The following is an 18,716-nucleotide window of genomic DNA, read 5'->3' as shown; positions in this document are numbered from 1 at the left end:
TAATATTAAAATAACCATTTTTTTGCTTAAATTAGTCACAATATGCAGAATTTAAATCCAAGAGTATAATGATTACGATGAAATTTAGCATCACCTTTAATTTATAACGCAAAAACATTAACAATAAAGCCACACAGGCGTTACTAATCGATAGGCGTTTCGCCCATTCGAGAACGACGGTCGCTCAAAAAGCCTGCACCACTTACGTAATCGCACCAAAATGGTGCGTAATTATTTAAATATTCGAACTAATTATGCATACACAAAAAAGCCCCTCTCGTGAGGGGCTTTTCGTACCATAATTTATGTTCTTTATGGTTGCTGGCGTGTTGGAGCAATGACAATTTCACGCACACAAACACCTTGCGGTTGGGCGTAAGCGTATTCCACCGCACGAGCGATATCATCGACAGCAAGTACGCCGCCCATTTCTTCTTTCCATTCACCGTAACCGTCTTTGATGTCTTGATTACTGGTGTGTGAAAGCAATTCTGTTTCAACCGCCCCTGGTGCAATAGTCGTCACACGAACGTCAAAGTTCGCCACTTCTTCACGCACATTTTCAGAAATAGCGTGAACCGCAAATTTCGTTCCGCAATACGCAGCATGGTTCGGGAATGTTTTGCGACCGGCGACAGAGCTTATATTGATAATCGTACCGCTGCGGCGCGCTTTCATTGGCGCTAATACTGCCTGCATACCGTTCATTAGGCCGATCACGTTCACGTCAAACATACGTTTCCATTCATTGGCATCTTGCACGTCTAACTCGCTTAAAAGCATCACACCGGCATTGTTCACAATACAATCTGCTGGGCCAAACTGCGCTTCTGCTTTCGTAATCGCCGCTTCAAAAGCCGCTTTATCCAAAACATCCACTTTTGCGCACAGTGTATTTGGAAGGTTTAACGCTTCTAAGCGATCTAAACGACGAGCAATCAACAATAGTGGATGGCCAGCATCACTCATGCGACGCGCAATCGCCTCACCAATACCTGAACTTGCACCAGTCACCACAATGAGCTTTTTCATGTTGTTCTCCAAAGAGTTAAATCAATTTAAGTGAAGGGCCAGGGAGTAATCCTGCCGATGACGCCATAATACGAAAGCCTTTATCGTTGATATATAGCATTTAAGTTCACTCACTGTTGCCACTGTGCAACAATAGTCAAATACCGCTGTAAAACGAGAGACTTACAGACGCATCATCGAAATCGCGCGGTAACAACGAAACAAAGACCAGTGATCACTCAATTTAGGCCTAAATTATGCTCAATCAAATCAACCTTGCCGATATACGCTCATTTGTTCTCATCGCTCAGTTGGGTAATTTCACCAAGGCGGCTGACGCTTTAGCCGTTTCACGTTCGCATGTTTCTCGGCAAATTACAGCACTCGAAAAACAAATGGGCGTAACGCTGCTGACACGAACCACGCGTACTTTACGCTTAACCCAAGCCGGTGAGCGCTTTTACCGCCAATGTGAAACGGCTCTGCATCAAATTGACCAAGCTTTGATCGCTGCGATCGACGACACCGAACAAGTACAAGGCTTATTACGCGTCAACTGCGTGGGGGGTTACCTAGGTGAAGAAGTGATCGCCGCCGCCATCGCGGACTTTCTCTCACTGCATCCCCAAGTCACGATAGACTTAGACTTCTCAAGTCATCGTATCGACCTTATCGATGATCAATTTGATATCGCCTTCCGAATGGGGAACTTGGAAGATGCAGGCTTTGTTGCCAAACAATTAATGGACATTGAAATGGTGACCCTTGCCAGCCCTGAATACGTCGAAAACTACGGAGCGTTAACTCATCCTAAGCAACTGAATCAACATAGAACCTTAACCGGATCTGTGACTAAATGGAGCTTCGTCGACCCAGATGTCACAGGAAAACCGATTGAGATTCACGTAAAAGGAAAACTCACGTGTAAGAATGGGCGCGCTTTGATCAAGGCGGCTAAAATGGGGAACGGCATTATTCGAGTGCCTAAAGTCTATTGTGAAAATGAGATTGAAAGTGGCGAATTAATCGAACTTATGCCGCAGTGGAAAATCGCCTCTGTGCCCTTTTCTGCTATTTTTCACAAAGATCGCTACCAACCTAAACGTTTGCGTTCATTTATTGATTTTATGGGAGCCTGGTTTCAGGAAAAATGAACAGACCTTTACTCTAAAACTGACCAGTAAAGCACCACTGTTGCGCAACAAAACAGCAAGCCAAAAACGTGTAAGATTTTTCCGACTTTATTTAAATTGCTGTTTTAAAAGAAAAAAATTAAGCATCTTTTTTCCTTTGCCACTTATGAATTAGCTGATAAAATCGCCGGCCGAATTTACCCTGAGACCACCCCTTCCTGTGCTTCGATTTGTCCTGATTTTTCTTGCCTTTTTTAACGCGACCCTATTTAGCAATTTAAGTTATGCAGACGACCTTCCCCAAGACCGTTTGGTGGTTGGTATGCCCGAAGCAAAATGGGCACCATATTGGGGTGGAATTGACAATCCTTCCGGGCTTTATCACGATTTTTTGACCACAATTTCGAAATTAATGGGCGTTCAGCTCGTTTATAGCGGCTACGATGATTTTGATCAGTTATTTACCGCGCTCGATAACCATCAAGTCGATGCCACATTAGGTTTTGCGCGAAGTTCCTTACGCGAGCAGCGCTTTAATTTTTCAACGCCACTGTTCACTTTAAAGAAAGTAACGTGGTTAACGGATGAAAAATTTGTTGAACAAGATCCAGCATCTTGGACTTGGGTGTGCGTCAAAGGTGGTGAAGATTGTGAGGCAATTAAAGCCTTAGGTGCGGAAAAAATCATCACCACAAAAAAATTGAGTGTCGCAGCACAGATGCTACGTCATCAAATGGCGAATGCCACGATCACCACATTAATGGAAGTTAACCAGTACATCCTTGATCCATTGCATTCAAAAGGCCGCATCTTTCTCGACCGAGATATGGGCCGCGTTGACATCGGCCTAATGATGGCCAAAGATCGCCCAGAACTGCTTGCGCGATTTAACCGCACGATCCATGAACAAAGCCTTGATATCACAAATATTAAGCTCTCGAATCTCCACTTGCTCAATGAAAAAGCACATTGGCAATTGCTGCAAAATCAGAACAAACACCAAACGATTCGCTACACAATCAAAGACCATGCTTACCCTCTTTCTTATCGTGACTCTGACACGGGCGAGATAAAGGGTTATGTGCATGATTTACTTAATTTATTTGAAAAGAAAACCTTATTCAAATTTGAGTTCATTCCCGCAAAAGGGCGTGACATTGGCCAAATGTTGGCAGATGGCACGGTTGATTTACTGCCAGGGTGCAATATTTCAAGTGTCGATCATAGCCGTCAATACGTAACAGAAAGCTACCTAGATATTGAGTATGGCTTAGTCAAGACCAGTAATTATTATAATGACCGAATGCTGGCCGTACTTGATCGCACGGATACGTTGCAGTCGAAAATTGACATCATCAAGCAGCACGAACCCGTCGTCGTTTACTCCAATGCCGCCGATATGTTACTCGATTTCAATGAAGGAAAAATAACGCACTTATTGCTCGATCAAGACATTATTGATGACCATTTATATGGCAGTAATGATGGGGAGTTTGTGACGTTAACAAAGCCTGACTACATGGCATTTTCGACCCCTCTAGTGATGTCGGTCAGACAAGACTCTGGACTGCTACTCAACATGTTGAGTCGTATGCTGGCGATCACTGAAGATACGGAAATAGAAGGATTAAAACAGAATCACAGCAAGCTATTTGTGAATTACGGCTATCGGAAAGACATGGTCGATTATTACGTTGTCTTGGCGTTCATTCTGGTTACGGTCTTCGTCCTGCTAGGGGTCGGCGTGCTTTGGGTATTATCTGGCCGACTCAAACGTACCCAAAAAATAAATCAATTGTCACAAAGCGAAATCAGTTGGCTTTCAACGCTATTAGACAACATGCCGAGTATTATTTTTATTACCGATGAAAATGAAGAGATTGTCTTTACGAACTCCGTTTACAGCGACAAAGTTGTCGATTGTCAGATGCCGGCAAACAATAAACCCATCAAACCATGTGGTTTTATTCGTGATGTTTTGAATACCGACAGTAATGAAGTTCTCTACTACGACGTGGCAAATTGCTCACTCAGCGGCCACTATTTCCACATTCGTCATCAGGCGATTATTCACCCTGAGCTAGGTTCGAGCCACCGCATCACAGTGGTTGATGATATTACGGTTGAAAAGCAATACGAAGTGGATCTCCAGCAATCGAACTTGCAAGCAATGCAAGCCATCGAGGCACGCAATCACTTCCTGGCGGTGGTCAGCCATGAACTACGCACACCGATTGCCGCGATGCTTGGTTTAATGGAACTGCTGCAATTTAACTTAAAGAAACCTCAAGATGCGGAGTTGCTCAAGAACGCTGTTCATTCTGCGCAACGCCTGAAACGTCAGGTCAATGAGATCCTTGATTTCTCAAAAATTGAAGCGCGACAGCTGCAAATTGATATTCGCAGCCACAATGTTTACCAAGAGCTTTGCCCTTCTCTGCGCAGTTTTGAAACGGTCGCAAAGGTCAAAGGCTTGAATTTCGTTTTAGATTGGCAACCATCAGCCATCCATCAAGTTGAAATGGATGCCATGCGTGTCAATCAAGTGCTCGCTAACTTGCTCTCAAATGCACTCAAATTTACTAAATTAGGCTCGATTACCGTTTGTATCAGTAATACTGAAGATCTCATGACCCTAAGCGTTGTGGATACTGGCTGCGGCATGACCAGCGCACAGCTAGAAACGGTCTTTGAACCTTTTGTACAAGCGGATAAAGATATTTCACGACGCTATGGCGGCACAGGGCTTGGGATGAGTATTACCAAGAACTTGATTGCCCTCATGGGCGGCGAAATCAACATTTACAGTGATTTTGGCGTTGGTACGACGGTGATGTGCGTGATTCCAATAAAAAGTACACCAACAACACCTCTCCTTGCCGAAGATACTTTACTCGCCGACTCGGACAGAGAAGCACAATGGCTATCTGCGTGGCGAGGCAAGAATGTAGCCGTGACGAATGCCAATGGCACACCGGGTAATATTTATCCCGATCGATTATTTGAACGTTGGACGTCGAGAACGAATCACAATGATATCGTCGCAACGAAAGCGATTGATGATGCGCAAGGCTTAGTGCTCGTCGCTGACGATGACATGATCAACCAGATGCTTCTGCACAAGCAACTGGCGCGCCTGGGCGTAGAGTTTCATATAGTGAGTAATGGCCAAGAAGCACTGGAATATTTAGAACAGTTTACAGAGCATGTGTCGTTAGTCCTCACCGACTGCCACATGCCGCAGATGAATGGGTTTGAATTAGCCAAATCAATCAAAGCGAAACCCGAACAATTTGGTGCGCTACCCATCATAGGATGCACGGCGGAAGATTCTCGAATTATTGCCGAAAAAGCACAGGCTTGCGGCATGAATGATGTACTATACAAACCTTATACGCTAAGTGACCTGAGCCAAATTTTGACGCAATATTTGGTCGCTAAGCAATCACCACTTGCGTCCTCGCCAAATAAAGATATGGCTTGGTTAGCGACAGGAAGCGAACAAGAGCAAATGGAAATGGCGCGGGTTGTTTTTAGTTCATTCGAACAAGAAATTAGCGCCCTGCATAGTGGTGACCATGATGACAACTCGATCATTCATCGAATTAAAGGGTCATCCGCTCTATTAAACATGAGCACGCTAACGGAATTGACAAAGAAATATGAAGCCACGGAGGCGAAAGACGAAAAACATTTGATCAAAAATCGCATTATTCATGAACTCAGCGCCATTATTGATCACGTAAAACAGTGGCTAGAAACAAGGTAATAACGATGCAAATATTAATTGTTGAAGATGACATTATCCAAGCAACTAAGCTTAAACTTTCGCTAATGGGCTTGGGTTATCATCAAGTTATCCTTGCGCGTGATGCACAATCAGCGTTAGAGGTTTGTCAAAGGCAAGATATTGAATTTTGTATCTGCGATATTAACCTGCCTGACATGGACGGCGTACAGTTTCTGACCACACTCTCGAACTATTCAACGAATGTGGGCATTGCGATACACAGTGCGATGCGTGACGATGTTATCGAACTCACCAGCAATATGTGTATTGCTGCCGGCTTCAAGTTCGTAGACACCATTAGCAAACCTCATAGTGGGGCCGCATTGAGTCACATGTTTGAGCGCTTTAATAGCCGAACAGCATACTCAACCGAAGACGCCAGCCACATTACATTGACAGTACAAGATGTAAATGATGCGTTTGAACACAATTGGTTTGCGAATTATTACCAGCCTCAATTTAGCGCGCATACACAACGTATCATTGGCGTTGAAGCGCTAGTACGTTGCTTACACCCTCGCTTTGGTGTTCTCACCCCGATCAGCTTTTTAGAGACCATTCAACAAGCGGATATGAGCGATCGTTTATTTTGGCATGTGGCAGAAAAAGCCATCGCCGCTGTCGCATTGTTGCAATGCGACATTAGCTTGTCGATCAACGTCACTCAATCAAACTTCGAAAATGACATGTGCGACCAATTACTCGCCCTATGTCAATGCTACGAATTTGATCCAAAACGCCTGGTACTTGAGTTAACTGAGCACGAAGCTTATCGCTATTCTCGCAACTCTTTAGCCAATTTGGCGAGATTGCGCATGCACGGCATTTGTCTATCCATTGACGATTTTGGTACCGGCCATGCTTCATTAAGCCAATTGGCCATATTGCCTTTTACTGAACTCAAAATTGATCGCAGCTTCATTAAAGATGTAACCACTAACTTCCGCAATCAACAGTTGACCAGCATGTGTATTCAACTTGCCAATTCGCTGGGCTTACACTGCATTGTTGAAGGTATTGAAGACGAAGCGACGTTGCAATATCTCAATGGGTTGGGGATTGATAGTTACCAAGGTTTTTACGCGTGTAAACCATTACCTATTGCCGCATTATGGGAATACGTCGCACACAATATTGAGCTAGAAAAAACGCTACCGCATCAGCAACCGATGCACAACGCCGTCATTCTAAGCCCTAATACGGCGTCTTCTCACGCCATCAGCAAAGCAATGGCAAAAGATGCCCTATTTGGTCATATATTTAATGTCAAATCGATCAATCAGGTCATTGATAATGATAATATCCAACAAGTGGGCTTATTAGTTATCGATATCGATTTTATCGATACTGATATCAATGAGTTGCTGCTGAATTTAAACACCACTAATTTCGTCGGGTCGGTTTGTCTATTGGAAGGGAATAATCCTGTCAATGAATTCACCTCCAACCATAGTTACCATTGCTTTAAAGCAAACAAAAACCCACGATACATTGAAACCATTGCTTCAACACTGATTGAACGAGATAAAACCGATATTCAAAAAATCTATCAGCTATTGTCTACGCAAGAAATCAACGTGGCCAATTTGTTACTAAAAGGATTTAACAATAAAAAAGTCGCCACGACTTTAGACATTAGCGAAAAAACGGTTAGTACTTATAAGAATCGAATATTTAAGAAATTGGATATTCAATCCATCGTGGAATTAGCGCAATTTAGATAGTAAACAATGAATCAATTTTCTTCTTCAAAGGTATTAATCGTTGATGATGCCTCGATTGTAATTGTATCCATTAAAAGTATGCTACTGAAGCTAGGCTTTAGTGACCGCCTGATCACCTACTGCTCAACGGCACGCGCAAGTATTCAACTTGCGCGCCAAACTCAATATGATCTCATTTTATGTGATTATAATTTGGGTCGAGGAATGAATGGCAAACAGGTCTTTGAAGAACTAAAACACTTTAATTTACTGCATGAAAAAGCCGTTTTTATTCTGATAACCGGAGAAAATTCTTCCACGGTTGTACACTCGATCATTGAGCTAAAGCCCGATGACTATTTACTTAAGCCCTTCAATATCATGTCTTTGCGTGAGCGCATCTACGCGTCATTGGCCCGTAAAAACGCCTTGTATCAATTGTATACCGCGCAGATTAAGCATCAATATGAAGAAGGGGTGACGCTGTGTAATGACCTCTTGCCTTTTTATCCTGAATATCACTACACGATTGAGCGTTTTAAAGGTGATTTCTTAAGTCGATTGCACCTACATGATCAATCTAAAACGCTTTACGAAAATATTCTAACGCGCAAAGAATGTGATTGGGCGACCATCGGTTTGGCAAACTCATTAATGAAGCTGGGCGAGAAGAAAGCCGCGCAGAAAATGATCAACAAACTTCTGACCACTAAGCCAAACAGCACACTGGTGCGCTCAGCCGCGGCCGGTATCAGTTTGATGAATAACGAAGTGCCAACCGCAATTCGTCATTTTGAACTCGCGAGCAAAATTGTGCGTGGCAACTCAGAACGTGAATTGGTTATTACTAATCTTTGTATTTCCGTCGGCGATTATCAAAGCGCACTCGATCGCTATCGCGCCTATATGGAAATCAATAAAGAAACCTATCGCAATACCATCTTCGCGAAGATGAACCTCGTGCGTATCCTGTTGTATTCGTGCTTTCAGTGTCCCCCTGAGTTAAAAGTGCCTCGATTAAACGAAGCAAAAAGCCTTTATAACCACATAATGGGCATGCGAGAAGCCGCAAAACTGAAGCCTGAACTTGATCTGTTATTGGCTCATATCGCGTTAGAAGAAGAGCAGTACGCTTTAGCGATCAGCAAGTTGAATGATATTCACCGTCAAATGACCTTCAACCACTTTTATCCTCTGCATCAATTTGCTTGGATATTGAACCGCATGAATTTTGACAGTGAGTTTGCCCGCCTCATTCCACGCTGCAGTGAAGTGATTCACACTGACCAAAACGAGAATATTTTCGCCAGCCAAATGACGATGTTGAAGCAGTTGCAACAAGCTAACGTCGACAAATTGGAATGGCTCGAAAGTAAGCACAAGTATATTCAAGCGAACCGAATGACACTCAGCGAGTTGATCAAGATTTATGTCGAAATCAATCAACGCTGCCCTTTCTTACAATCGGTTTGTATGAGTATTATCAAACTGCTTGCACGCCGATGGCCTAAAGATGGCGACTATGTACAGCTCATGAAAGTGGTTAAACAATGTGACACCGTCATTCGACAACTGATGGATCAAGAAGAGCTCGATAAGGCGAATTACGAGCAACTTTACCAAGATATAATGGATACAAATTAATTTCAGGCCCTTCTATAAGTGGGACCTTCATGTTTTATAAAACACTTCTTTGTACCTTTATAATAAGGCCCTCGCAATGAGGGCCTTCAGTGTTCATTTATGATATTAGTGAATCGAACGTTCTGTCACGGTATCAATCTTCAGCGGATTCTTTATTGGTGTGCTTAAGCCTAAACCTTGTACCAACTTTATGCCTTGTGGTGTAATTGCTGGTACATATTGCGGTGCTTGTGATCCTGGATACAACTGTGCAACTGCTCCAGGGTTCCAGGCGTCAAAGAACTGCGTCAAATCATTTTGAGCAACATAAGACGCACACATCATTAAGGCATCACTCTTACCTAATCCTTGTTGAAAACACTTATTTTTCTCTGGCAGAATTAATCCATCTTCCGCCGAATCACCAACAGATTGGTTACGAGTTAAACGATGCATTAGTTTAAACATGTTCCAACCTTTCATACCCGGTGTCGTTGTATCGTAATAAGCAGGAACTTTACCTGGCTGATACCACTTAGTGATATCAAATTCAGTCTCTGCCCACTCTTTCAGTTGTGCAAACATCACCAATCGCTCACCCGCGCCACCAGCCGCCCAAGCGTGGCCTGATTCTGCGCTAACAAACTGTGGAGCTGTGCGGATATCACGAGCAACCCGTTCCATCTTCCCTAGATGCTTGTCTTGCATGTACAGCGCAAGTAGGTTGTTTACTACCTCAGTTGCACCCTCTACATTAAATGGTGCTTCAGCGGCGTTGTGCCCCACTTCGTGCCAAATCAACCAATCATTAAGAGGTGTTGTGCTCAAATTATCACTTGCTACGTTAAAGCTACTATTCATGACTGGATAGCCGGAATGTGCTGCACCAATACTAATCGCAATATCATTAACAAAATGATGACGGTTAGTCGGAATTGTCTTATCCGTTGCCTTACGATTTCGGCTTCCTACCACCGTTTCATTTCGCGCATAGAAATCATTTAAGTCATTGGCGAACTGATCTAACTCATTACCAAATACAGAAAGATCGCCATCATAACGGCTGGCTTTCAAGTTGTTTTTAGGTGCTGTATACACAAAGCTTGATGAGATAACTTCACCAATCGGTGCTGGTGAATCAATCGGGTTAATCCAATGATTACGTCTGCTATCAAACAGCGGAGCATCAACAGTACCAGCTAAGTCTATTTTGACACTTTCACTTCCGCCACCTTGAACATAGACTAATCCACCATAAGGTACGACGAATGGTTGGCTATCAACACCAACAGTAAAGCTCTTAGTCATTCTTGGCGGACGTTTTAGACCTAGTTCATGCTTGTCGCGACCAGTCAAATCGTCATGTAATGCCACAGTTACAATTACTGGCTGTGTTTCATCAGTAACAATAACGGTAAATGGTTGATGAGCAACTGCCCACTGACCAGTCGGTTGGCGATTACCAGCGTACCATACAGCTCCGTTACTGGTCATATTAAGATCAATAGAAGCGCCCCCCTCAATGCCTGCTGGTTCACCAGGGAATTGACGAATATCAACCTTAACGTCGTAATCCCAGAATGAACGCCCTAACATTAGACGAGTTAATGGTTTTTCCATGTAATTCAGTGGGTAACTCGGGTTCATTAAGCCTTCGTAGCCAACCACATCGTTACCATAAACCATTGTCAGCTTATTCAACGAAGCTTTTAAATCAGCAGGACAAGTTGTGTTGCCTCCAGCTTGATCGTTGGTGTAACAGTTTAGGTATTGGGTAAAACGTTCAAAGCCAAGAGGATCAGGATCTTCAGCGCCCGTCTCAGGCACAAAGCGGTAATCCAAATCATTCCACAACCATACCGTCATATTTTGATAGATACGATTAAGATCAACGCTGCTTAAACGTTCACCTTTTTTACCACCAGAGCGGAAATATTCTTCGTGCTTAAACAAACGCTCGATATTCGTCCCTAAGTCAGCCGCTTTTATCATCGCACGCGCTTCCACTGCACCAAGGTTTAATTCGGTATAACGAGGAACAAAATTGAGGTAATCACCCCAACCACCACTAACTGGAATACCATTGCCTGGTCGACGTTCAAGACAATTCACCTCATAGTGGTAAGTTGAGTCTGTACACTCTTTATAAACGCCTCCGAGACCATCTAAAATACGTTGCTTCTCTAGCTCAATTACTTCCGGTGCAAGACCTTTTTCCTCAAGAAAAGCACGGTAAGTTGTTTGTTTACCAGCATCATCAGTTTCGGTCCATGTAGCTAGCTGCAACTCTGGTGTCTTACCCGGTGTTGCCCCTTCCAAGAATGTCCAAATGACTTTTCCATCAACAATCTTATATGGAAGTGCCATTTCTCCATCTACGTTTTCTGATGCGTATCGCTCAAGTACCCAAATAGCTTCCTCATGCTGACCTCGTGGGCCTGTTTTGGTCGCGCTAGGTGTACGAACGACGGAATTAGCACTCGCAAATGCTATGCCAGCACTGTCTAAAAGCCTCGCTAATTCACCACCATTTGTATGTTCTAGTACGGTTTCCATAACCAAAATGGAACCACCACGAGAGACATAGTCAATCAAATGAGTAACGTCTTGATCATCAAACTTCGGTGCTTCCTGATTCGCAGCTAATGGTAATAAATAATCATTACCGTTCGGATGGATTTTATAATCGAATCCATTCAATATCAGTAGTGGGTAGTCACTAGGGCTTAAATCTACAAAAGAATTGAGCTGTTCAGTTGTTACGCTAAAACTATTCTTATCTATAATAAATTCAGCTGAACGACCCGCTACTTGCCCATGCTGCTTAAAATATACATGTGGGATATTAGTACCAACAGTGAAATCGGTTTTACCATCGGTGAGATACTTAAAGCTATTTTGGAAAAAGTGCTTCATATCATCACTATCTGTCGTTAGGCTGCAAACGTTGTCGACGCCAACACCACCATCCCAACTATACCCATTTGGACATACCAAGATAGAGTTATAACGAGAGTTACCGACCATCATTACTTTACCGGTGCCAATCTCACCCAGTGAAACGAAAGGTAAGTTAAATGTTGCAGTCGCACCCGAAACTAAAGCCGGCTGTTCTGTAGACGGTGCCTCAGTAATGTAAGCAACATTGCTTTCACTCCAAGCTTTTTTCTCATTAAACGATAACCAATAGTTATGATCGTTACGTGCCATCATGATAGGAAATGCCGTGTTGGAAATGTTTACCGCTGTTTGGCCTCGAGCATCCCCTGTTCTAGCATAAAAATTTGTACTGTCATGGAATACATGGAACCGTTCCACCGGTTTCCATCCACTTTCTATTTCAGGATCAATAAACCCCCACAGTTTTGCTATATCAGCTTGAATAGCTGACATATCACTCTTTGCACTATGGATTTCTTGGGTATATTGCCCACGAGCAGAAGTACAGGCTCCTCCGCAAATCGATTGATCGATTTCTAACGCAAGACCCTGAGAAAACTGCGAATTAAACTCTGCTTTAATCACTTCGGTGGTACCGTTACCAAGATCTAACGCAGTGTCTTTATCATTTAGGCTAAGCGAAATAATTTCATTGATTACATTTGGGTATCGAGCGAATGTAGGCTCGACACCGTCACGTAAAATACGCATGCCATTAATATCTTGACCATATCGACGAACTAAAGCATCGGCGTTTCGCCCTTTCTGCTCATCACCAAGATCTGATAATTTAAATTGGGTTTGATTGCCTCGAACTGACCCCAATTCAAACGTATCAATGCCAAAGCTTACCGATTCACCCCATAAAAACTCAAACTCTCCTGGTAAGCTACCAGGATCTCTCCCATCACTTGTTTTTCCGCGTGAAGATGCACTAAAATATGAAATGCCTACTACAGGCAACCCTTTCGAATCTTTCAAGATTGCCTTACTCAGGATCGCTTTTTCAGGCTTATGCTGGTAGCTTTCTTCTGCATTAGCCGAAATAAAATCGTCATTTAGATTGCTAGAGGTACCCGGTGATACCTCTGGTTCAATATCTGGAACATGCGTTGTAGGTAACTTGTCGACTAAACTATCGTTGGCCTCTTCTTCCTGGACAAGTTCCAGGAATGCCTCTGGTTCCAAGTCTAAATCATTGTTAAAGATGTTTTCAAAATCTAGTCTGTCCTTCGTACTGCCAAATTTAAGCGTTACTTGATCACCCACAATCAAAGCGTTGTGTTCAATCAACTTTTTTGCATTGGTCGCTTTGTCTGGATAACCTAGATACTCTTCAGCATTTTTAAGAACTAAACGTTCACGTCCCTCTGATTCAGACAATAAAGCTGGTGAAAAAACATCAATAAAAGTAGCTAAAATTAACGAGTCTTTGGTACACGTTACAGTTTCTTTTTGAAAGAACTCAAAAGCATCCGCGGGCTGATCGTTACATAAAACAGAGTCGTCAAATACTGCGTGACCATCAAGGCTAAACTCACCTAAAATAATAGGGTCTTCTACCCCGATGTCTGGTAGCTCACCGCCAGGGACAGCCGGCCCATCAGGATCAGGGATAGGTAGTTCTGGCTCTGGTAGTTCTGGCTCTGGTATACCAACATCAGGCAACTCAGTGGCAGGACCAGCAATGATCAAAGACTCTTCCTGACACCCACTTAACAAGGCGACATTAATTAATATCGCTAATGCACTTTTCTTCATTTATTTCTCACAACGCTAAAATTAACTGCTCAAGTACTTTTCAAGTAACACAATGAACAAAAATCATATTTATAGGCATGCAAATCATCACTATTACTTTATTCTTAAAGCGCATAGGCATGATAATTTCGTCCAACTATTATTGGCATACTAATAACAACTAATATTCTTTATAAATTCCACATCAATTTTCACTAAAAACCGAAGACTACCTTCCCAATAAATGCATTTAATGTTTCAAAAAAGTTAATTTAACAACAAGACAATTAGCACTTTCTAATCAACAGGATACCGTAAGTCAATGTCAAAAACACAATAAAAAACACAAGTGAATAGTAATCATACAGCCCAACAAGGCCACACAAAAATTCGTGAGAATATTCCTACAACAATAAACAAGTGGCACTAAAGTAGTGCTCATACAAAGCTAAGTAAATAATACGTGCAAAAAATTAATCCATATTTTTCCAAAAAAATTAATTATGCAAGTAGGCTACAAGCGAATAGAACCTATAAAAATAGGTGCATTTACTGTAAAGTAAATTTAGTAAATGAGTTTCCAGAAAAGTCATAAATGTCAGATAGCAAAAAGCCGCTCATAAAGAGCGGCTTTTCTAAATTGGGTGGAGACTCAGCCACATCCCGGCACACAAGTCACTCGCTGCGGCTGCTTCCTTCCGGACCTGACCGAGTTCACGAGTTATTGTTGCGGGAGGACCAAGCCTCCATAGAGCATCTCTGTTTTCCAGAGAGTGCGAGGATTATCAATCATCAGAGATCGCATTGCAACCCTAACACTTGATAAAAAGTGTTTTTTTGATTTAAGTGGACACATAACACCCAACATGAGTTTTAAAACACCACTTTACTCTTTTTTATCATCTATTTAGCTAAGATGAAACTCATGGGCAATTGGCGGATTCACCTCATCTATATCATGCTGTGCCGCTTGCCGTTTGTTTGAATACATGGAGAGGTCCGCTTGATGCATCACATCTTCTAAAGAGCGAAGCTCCTTTCTTGGTTTCGACACGCCGAAAGCAATGGAAACCTTTAAACTAATATCCGTATCGCTCGATGTGAACATCATTTTTTGTAAATTTAATAATGCATAACTTAACGCGATGTTATCAACGGCGCCAATCAGAATAAACTCATCTCCACCAATTCGATAACTCTGCCCATCCCAATACCGCAATATCTGCTTGGCGATATGTTTGAGGACTTGATCACCGATTTCATGGCCATAGGTATCATTAATCGGTTTAAATTTATTCACATCCAGATAAACCAACGTCACATTAGGCTGAATGCCTTTTCTGTAGCGTCGCTGTAATGCACGTCGATTCTTGAGACGGGTGAGGTTGTCCGTGTTTGATTGATGGTGCAGATATAAGCTCATCAAAACGGAGACGACAAGCCCCAACACCACAATAGCGATGCTTTTACGAGCCAATTGCTGCTCACTTTGCAGTGTCGCCTTCCAGTCAGGTTGCTGGTAATACGAATTGGTGATTTTCTCTAAGTCGAGCATCTTTATTGCGCGGTCAAAAAGCGGAACGAGCGCATTCCCGTACGCGTTTTTTGCAAAACCAATCGTGATATCAGAAGTATGAACATCGCCAATCAATTTATCCTCAACCAGAGGTAAGAGTGCGTTCGACTCGCGTAAGATTTTATTGTAACTCGCTCGAGGGATAATCACATAATCGACTTCTTTCGCTAAGAGAGCCTCAATTTGCTGCTGCGCATTACGGTAAGTGATGAATGTTCTTTGCGGTAATAGGCCTTGTAACAACTCTTGGTAAAAGTCATCTTTAACCACCCCTATTCGCTCGATAATCAACTCGGAAGCATTACTGTACACATTATGTTTATAGCCTTCTCGCTTCACCATAATGGCGGTAGATTGATAGTAAGGAACACTAAAATAAGCAAATTGTCGCCGCGGCTCGGATTCCGCCAGAGGAGAGATAATATCAACTTTCTGCGCTAAAAAATCCGCGTACATCTCCTCCCACGTTTCATCAGCTTTACTGACTAACTGGCAGTTCAACATCAAAATATCACAAGCAGAATACAGTACATCCGCGGTAACCCCTCTCACTTGACCATTCGATAGGTACGTTGCATAGGGTGCTGCGTGCTCAATTTTTACTTTAATCGGTCGGCTACGATCAATCCCACTTTCCTTCACCAATGCACGCAACGATTTTTGCACCGATGCAGAGTGTAAATGCACTTCAAATTGCTCAATCTGCGCTTGAAATTTGTTTTTTGTACTAATCAAAGCGACAGGTTGTATCGAGATTTGATTATTCAATAACTGTGCATCAAGCCCCGCAAGTAACATCGGCTTTAACTGATTGATGGCATCGACAATACCATCTACTTCCCGACTCTCGAGTAATTGACGAGCATGTTGGTGACCCCGGTATTCGACCTGAATAATCGACGGATAATATTCTTTGATCAGTTCTGAGTAGATAGTCCCTTTCGGTATACCAACTTTTTTGATGGTTTCTAATGTCGCGTTCGTAAAACTGTAGAGGTAGGTGTATTCGATATTGGTCGGGCGGGAATAATCAAAACGTTGAGCGCGCTCTGCGGTATACGTGACGTTAGCGGCAAAGTCACTTTGCCCCGTTTCAACGGCGGTCAGAATGTCATTAAAGCTTGGATAGTAAACATAGACGATATCGACATCGAAACGTTGTGAGATCGAGTCAAATAGCACTCGCGTAACGATATCATCTTCTTCTATCGCCACTCGATACGATGCACTTGCGTATGCCGAAAAACCGCACATCCACATGATAGCGACAATCGTTAATTGTCTCAGTAATCCTAACCTAACCATATTGTTATGCGCCTTTGGCTACCCTTTAATACAACCGAAGACATTGCATCTGGGCGTGACTATTTATTGATAACACAAAACAAATGCACCATTCCATTGAGCATTAATCGACCAATACTGTCATGTTCTTATCATCATTCCAAATTTTTAGCGCAATTAGATTCATATTTCTTCGTTATATTCGGCGCTTTGTAATATGTAATCCGTAGCCCAAGCCGTTCCAAGCAGACACAACCAAACGACAAATATAGGGTTAGGCACCTCAATGTGAGGACTAATCACCAGCGCAGAGAAGGCGACTGTGGGTAATGTCCAGCAAAGCAACTTGCCCCAATTAAACGTCTTTAATATTGATAAACGTTCAACTGCGCTCACGATGCCGATCACCGCCAACGCGAATAACACCGCATACGCCATTTGAGTAAACCATAGTGGCAGTAGCAACAATAACGCCCACCAGCGATGTTGCGGGCGAGGCTTCCAATGACTTGTTGACCACCAAATCAAAACCACAGCCAAGGTTTGAACCGCAGTGAATATGGCCTCTCCAGTCAACTTGCCTGCATTTTGTGTCACCATAATACCGGCTTGTAAGGTGATAACGATTAATGCGGCGACAGCGGCCACAATAATATGGCTACGACGAGAAAAAGAGACCATCAACAATGGGAATAGAATCCAAACGCTCACAGACAGCGCCGTGGGTTGATATGGCAGCGTTAAACCATAGATGATCACACTGCCAACAAAAACGGCAGAAGCAAAACCACGCAGTGGAATAAACCATAAGACAGGCGCCATCATCGCGATCAGCGGTATGTCGCCCCCACTGTCACTGACGACTCGAGCGCAAATAACCGCCAACAATGTAGCGATGAAGAATTGTAAGGTAGAAAATAGCATTCCTGCTCCTTATTCCATCCTGGAATCGACGAGTTAGGATATGATGTAATACACGCATATTTATCGTTGCTGCTAACCATCCAAATAGCAGTAACGTTCGAAAATCAGGCTATCGATAAATCAGTATGGACCAATTTTTAACGCAAATCTTTGCAGTAATTCACCAAATTCCGTATGGAAAAATCACAAATTATGGCGAGATCGCAAAATTGGCCGGTTATCCCGGCTATGCGCGTCATGTGGGAAAAGCCCTCGGCAATTTGCCGGAAGGTTCTAAGCTGCCTTGGCACCGCGTAGTAAACAGCCAAGGACAAATTTCCCTCAAAGGCCAGGATTTACAAAGGCAACGAAAGCAATTATTAGCAGAAGGGATAGAGGTCAGCGATGGTGGCCGTATTAGCCTGAGAAAATACAAATGGCAGCCTTAACGCTGCCATTTTTGAACCGAACACGATGGAATTAACGTACACCCACTAACATCAAGTTAAGTTGCTGTGTTTGGTTTTCATCGGTGATCACGGCATTCATGGTATCGGTGATAAAACGCAATTCCCCAGCCACTTCAATACGAGCGCTAACACTGTAGCGATGGCCCGGCTTGATCTCGCTCGGGTTGTAGCTGAGCTCAAAAGGCACAGGGACTTGTGCGCCATTGGTTTCAATCACTTGCTCAGAAATCAACGTTGCGGACACGTCCATAAGTGACACATCTTGTAGGCGAACCGTCACAACTGCATTATCAGGTAGCATAATACGCTCACGGTAGGCAACATTACCTGTAATCATTTGCTCTGCTTGTACTTGTTCCTGCTGTGCTGCAGGCTCACTTTGACAACCCATCAGTACTGTTCCTAATAAAACCGACGACGCCAACATCAGTGTCTTCTTCATAACGCCTCACTAAGAGATAAATGTTGATAACTTGCTGAATTATAGACGCTGTTTAACATGCTGTCATGACAGGGAACGCACTCCTGACTCATTCCTGACGT

10 protein-coding genes and 1 other RNA gene are annotated in these 18,716 nt (G+C 43.0%); 5 read left to right on the top strand and 6 right to left on the bottom strand.

Annotation, left to right across the window (positions count from 1 at the left end):
* Positions 1 to 312: 312 nt before the first annotated feature.
* Positions 313 to 1,032 carry an SDR family oxidoreductase gene (locus tag OJ16_RS05410; RefSeq protein WP_040988169.1) on the bottom strand — a complete coding sequence of 240 codons (720 nt, stop codon included), beginning with the start codon at positions 1,030 to 1,032 and terminating at the stop codon, positions 313 to 315.
* A gap of 236 nt (positions 1,033 to 1,268) precedes the next feature.
* Here OJ16_RS05410 and OJ16_RS05405 point away from each other — a divergent pair, with 236 nt between their 5' ends.
* The 4 genes from OJ16_RS05405 to OJ16_RS05390 all read left to right on the top strand — a co-directional run bounded on the left by OJ16_RS05405 (position 1,269) and on the right by OJ16_RS05390 (position 9,281).
* Positions 1,269 to 2,165, top strand: a complete 897-nt coding sequence (locus OJ16_RS05405) for a LysR family transcriptional regulator (RefSeq protein WP_040988166.1) — start codon at positions 1,269 to 1,271, stop codon at positions 2,163 to 2,165.
* A 301-nt stretch (positions 2,166 to 2,466) separates the two neighbouring features.
* Positions 2,467 to 5,913, top strand: a complete 3,447-nt coding sequence (locus tag OJ16_RS05400; RefSeq protein ID WP_040988164.1) for an ATP-binding protein — start codon at positions 2,467 to 2,469, stop codon at positions 5,911 to 5,913.
* A gap of 5 nt (positions 5,914 to 5,918) precedes the next feature.
* The gene (locus OJ16_RS05395) at positions 5,919 to 7,658 is read left to right on the top strand and encodes an EAL domain-containing protein (RefSeq protein ID WP_040988162.1); all 1,740 of its coding nucleotides are present in this window, start codon (positions 5,919 to 5,921) and stop codon (positions 7,656 to 7,658) included.
* Positions 7,659 to 7,664: 6 nt separating this feature from the next.
* The gene (locus OJ16_RS05390; protein WP_040988160.1) at positions 7,665 to 9,281 is read left to right on the top strand and encodes a response regulator; all 1,617 of its coding nucleotides are present in this window, start codon (positions 7,665 to 7,667) and stop codon (positions 9,279 to 9,281) included.
* 105 nt (positions 9,282 to 9,386) lie between these two features.
* Here OJ16_RS05390 and OJ16_RS05385 read toward each other — a convergent pair whose 3' ends face one another.
* From OJ16_RS05385 to OJ16_RS05375, 4 genes are all read right to left on the bottom strand, one after another.
* Positions 9,387 to 13,961 carry an SslE/AcfD family lipoprotein zinc metalloprotease gene (locus OJ16_RS05385; protein ID WP_040988158.1) on the bottom strand — a complete coding sequence of 1,525 codons (4,575 nt, stop codon included), beginning with the start codon at positions 13,959 to 13,961 and terminating at the stop codon, positions 9,387 to 9,389.
* Positions 13,962 to 14,587: 626 nt separating this feature from the next.
* Positions 14,588 to 14,684: signal recognition particle sRNA small type (gene ffs, locus OJ16_RS19725), an RNA gene on the bottom strand.
* Between the two features lie 163 nt (positions 14,685 to 14,847).
* The gene (locus tag OJ16_RS05380; RefSeq protein WP_408063500.1) at positions 14,848 to 16,776 is read right to left on the bottom strand and encodes a diguanylate cyclase; all 1,929 of its coding nucleotides are present in this window, start codon (positions 16,774 to 16,776) and stop codon (positions 14,848 to 14,850) included.
* 207 nt (positions 16,777 to 16,983) lie between these two features.
* Positions 16,984 to 17,724, bottom strand: a complete 741-nt coding sequence (locus tag OJ16_RS05375) for a VP0952 family biofilm-associated protein (protein ID WP_040988154.1) — start codon at positions 17,722 to 17,724, stop codon at positions 16,984 to 16,986.
* Positions 17,725 to 17,849: 125 nt separating this feature from the next.
* On the opposite strand from OJ16_RS05375, the gene OJ16_RS05370 reads away from it, so the two are divergent.
* The gene (locus OJ16_RS05370; protein WP_040988152.1) at positions 17,850 to 18,152 is read left to right on the top strand and encodes a DNA base-flipping protein; all 303 of its coding nucleotides are present in this window, start codon (positions 17,850 to 17,852) and stop codon (positions 18,150 to 18,152) included.
* A 31-nt stretch (positions 18,153 to 18,183) separates the two neighbouring features.
* On the opposite strand, the gene OJ16_RS05365 is transcribed toward OJ16_RS05370, so the two are convergent.
* Positions 18,184 to 18,615 (bottom strand): YbaY family lipoprotein, encoded by a 432-nt coding sequence (locus OJ16_RS05365; protein ID WP_040988150.1) that lies wholly within the window; start codon positions 18,613 to 18,615, stop codon positions 18,184 to 18,186.
* Between the last annotated feature and the right edge of the window lie 101 nt (positions 18,616 to 18,716).

Source organism: Vibrio renipiscarius (assembly GCF_000827885.1).
GTDB classification, from domain to species: domain Bacteria; phylum Pseudomonadota; class Gammaproteobacteria; order Enterobacterales; family Vibrionaceae; genus Vibrio; species Vibrio renipiscarius.
This window is presented reverse-complemented; position numbering and strand designations above follow the sequence as displayed.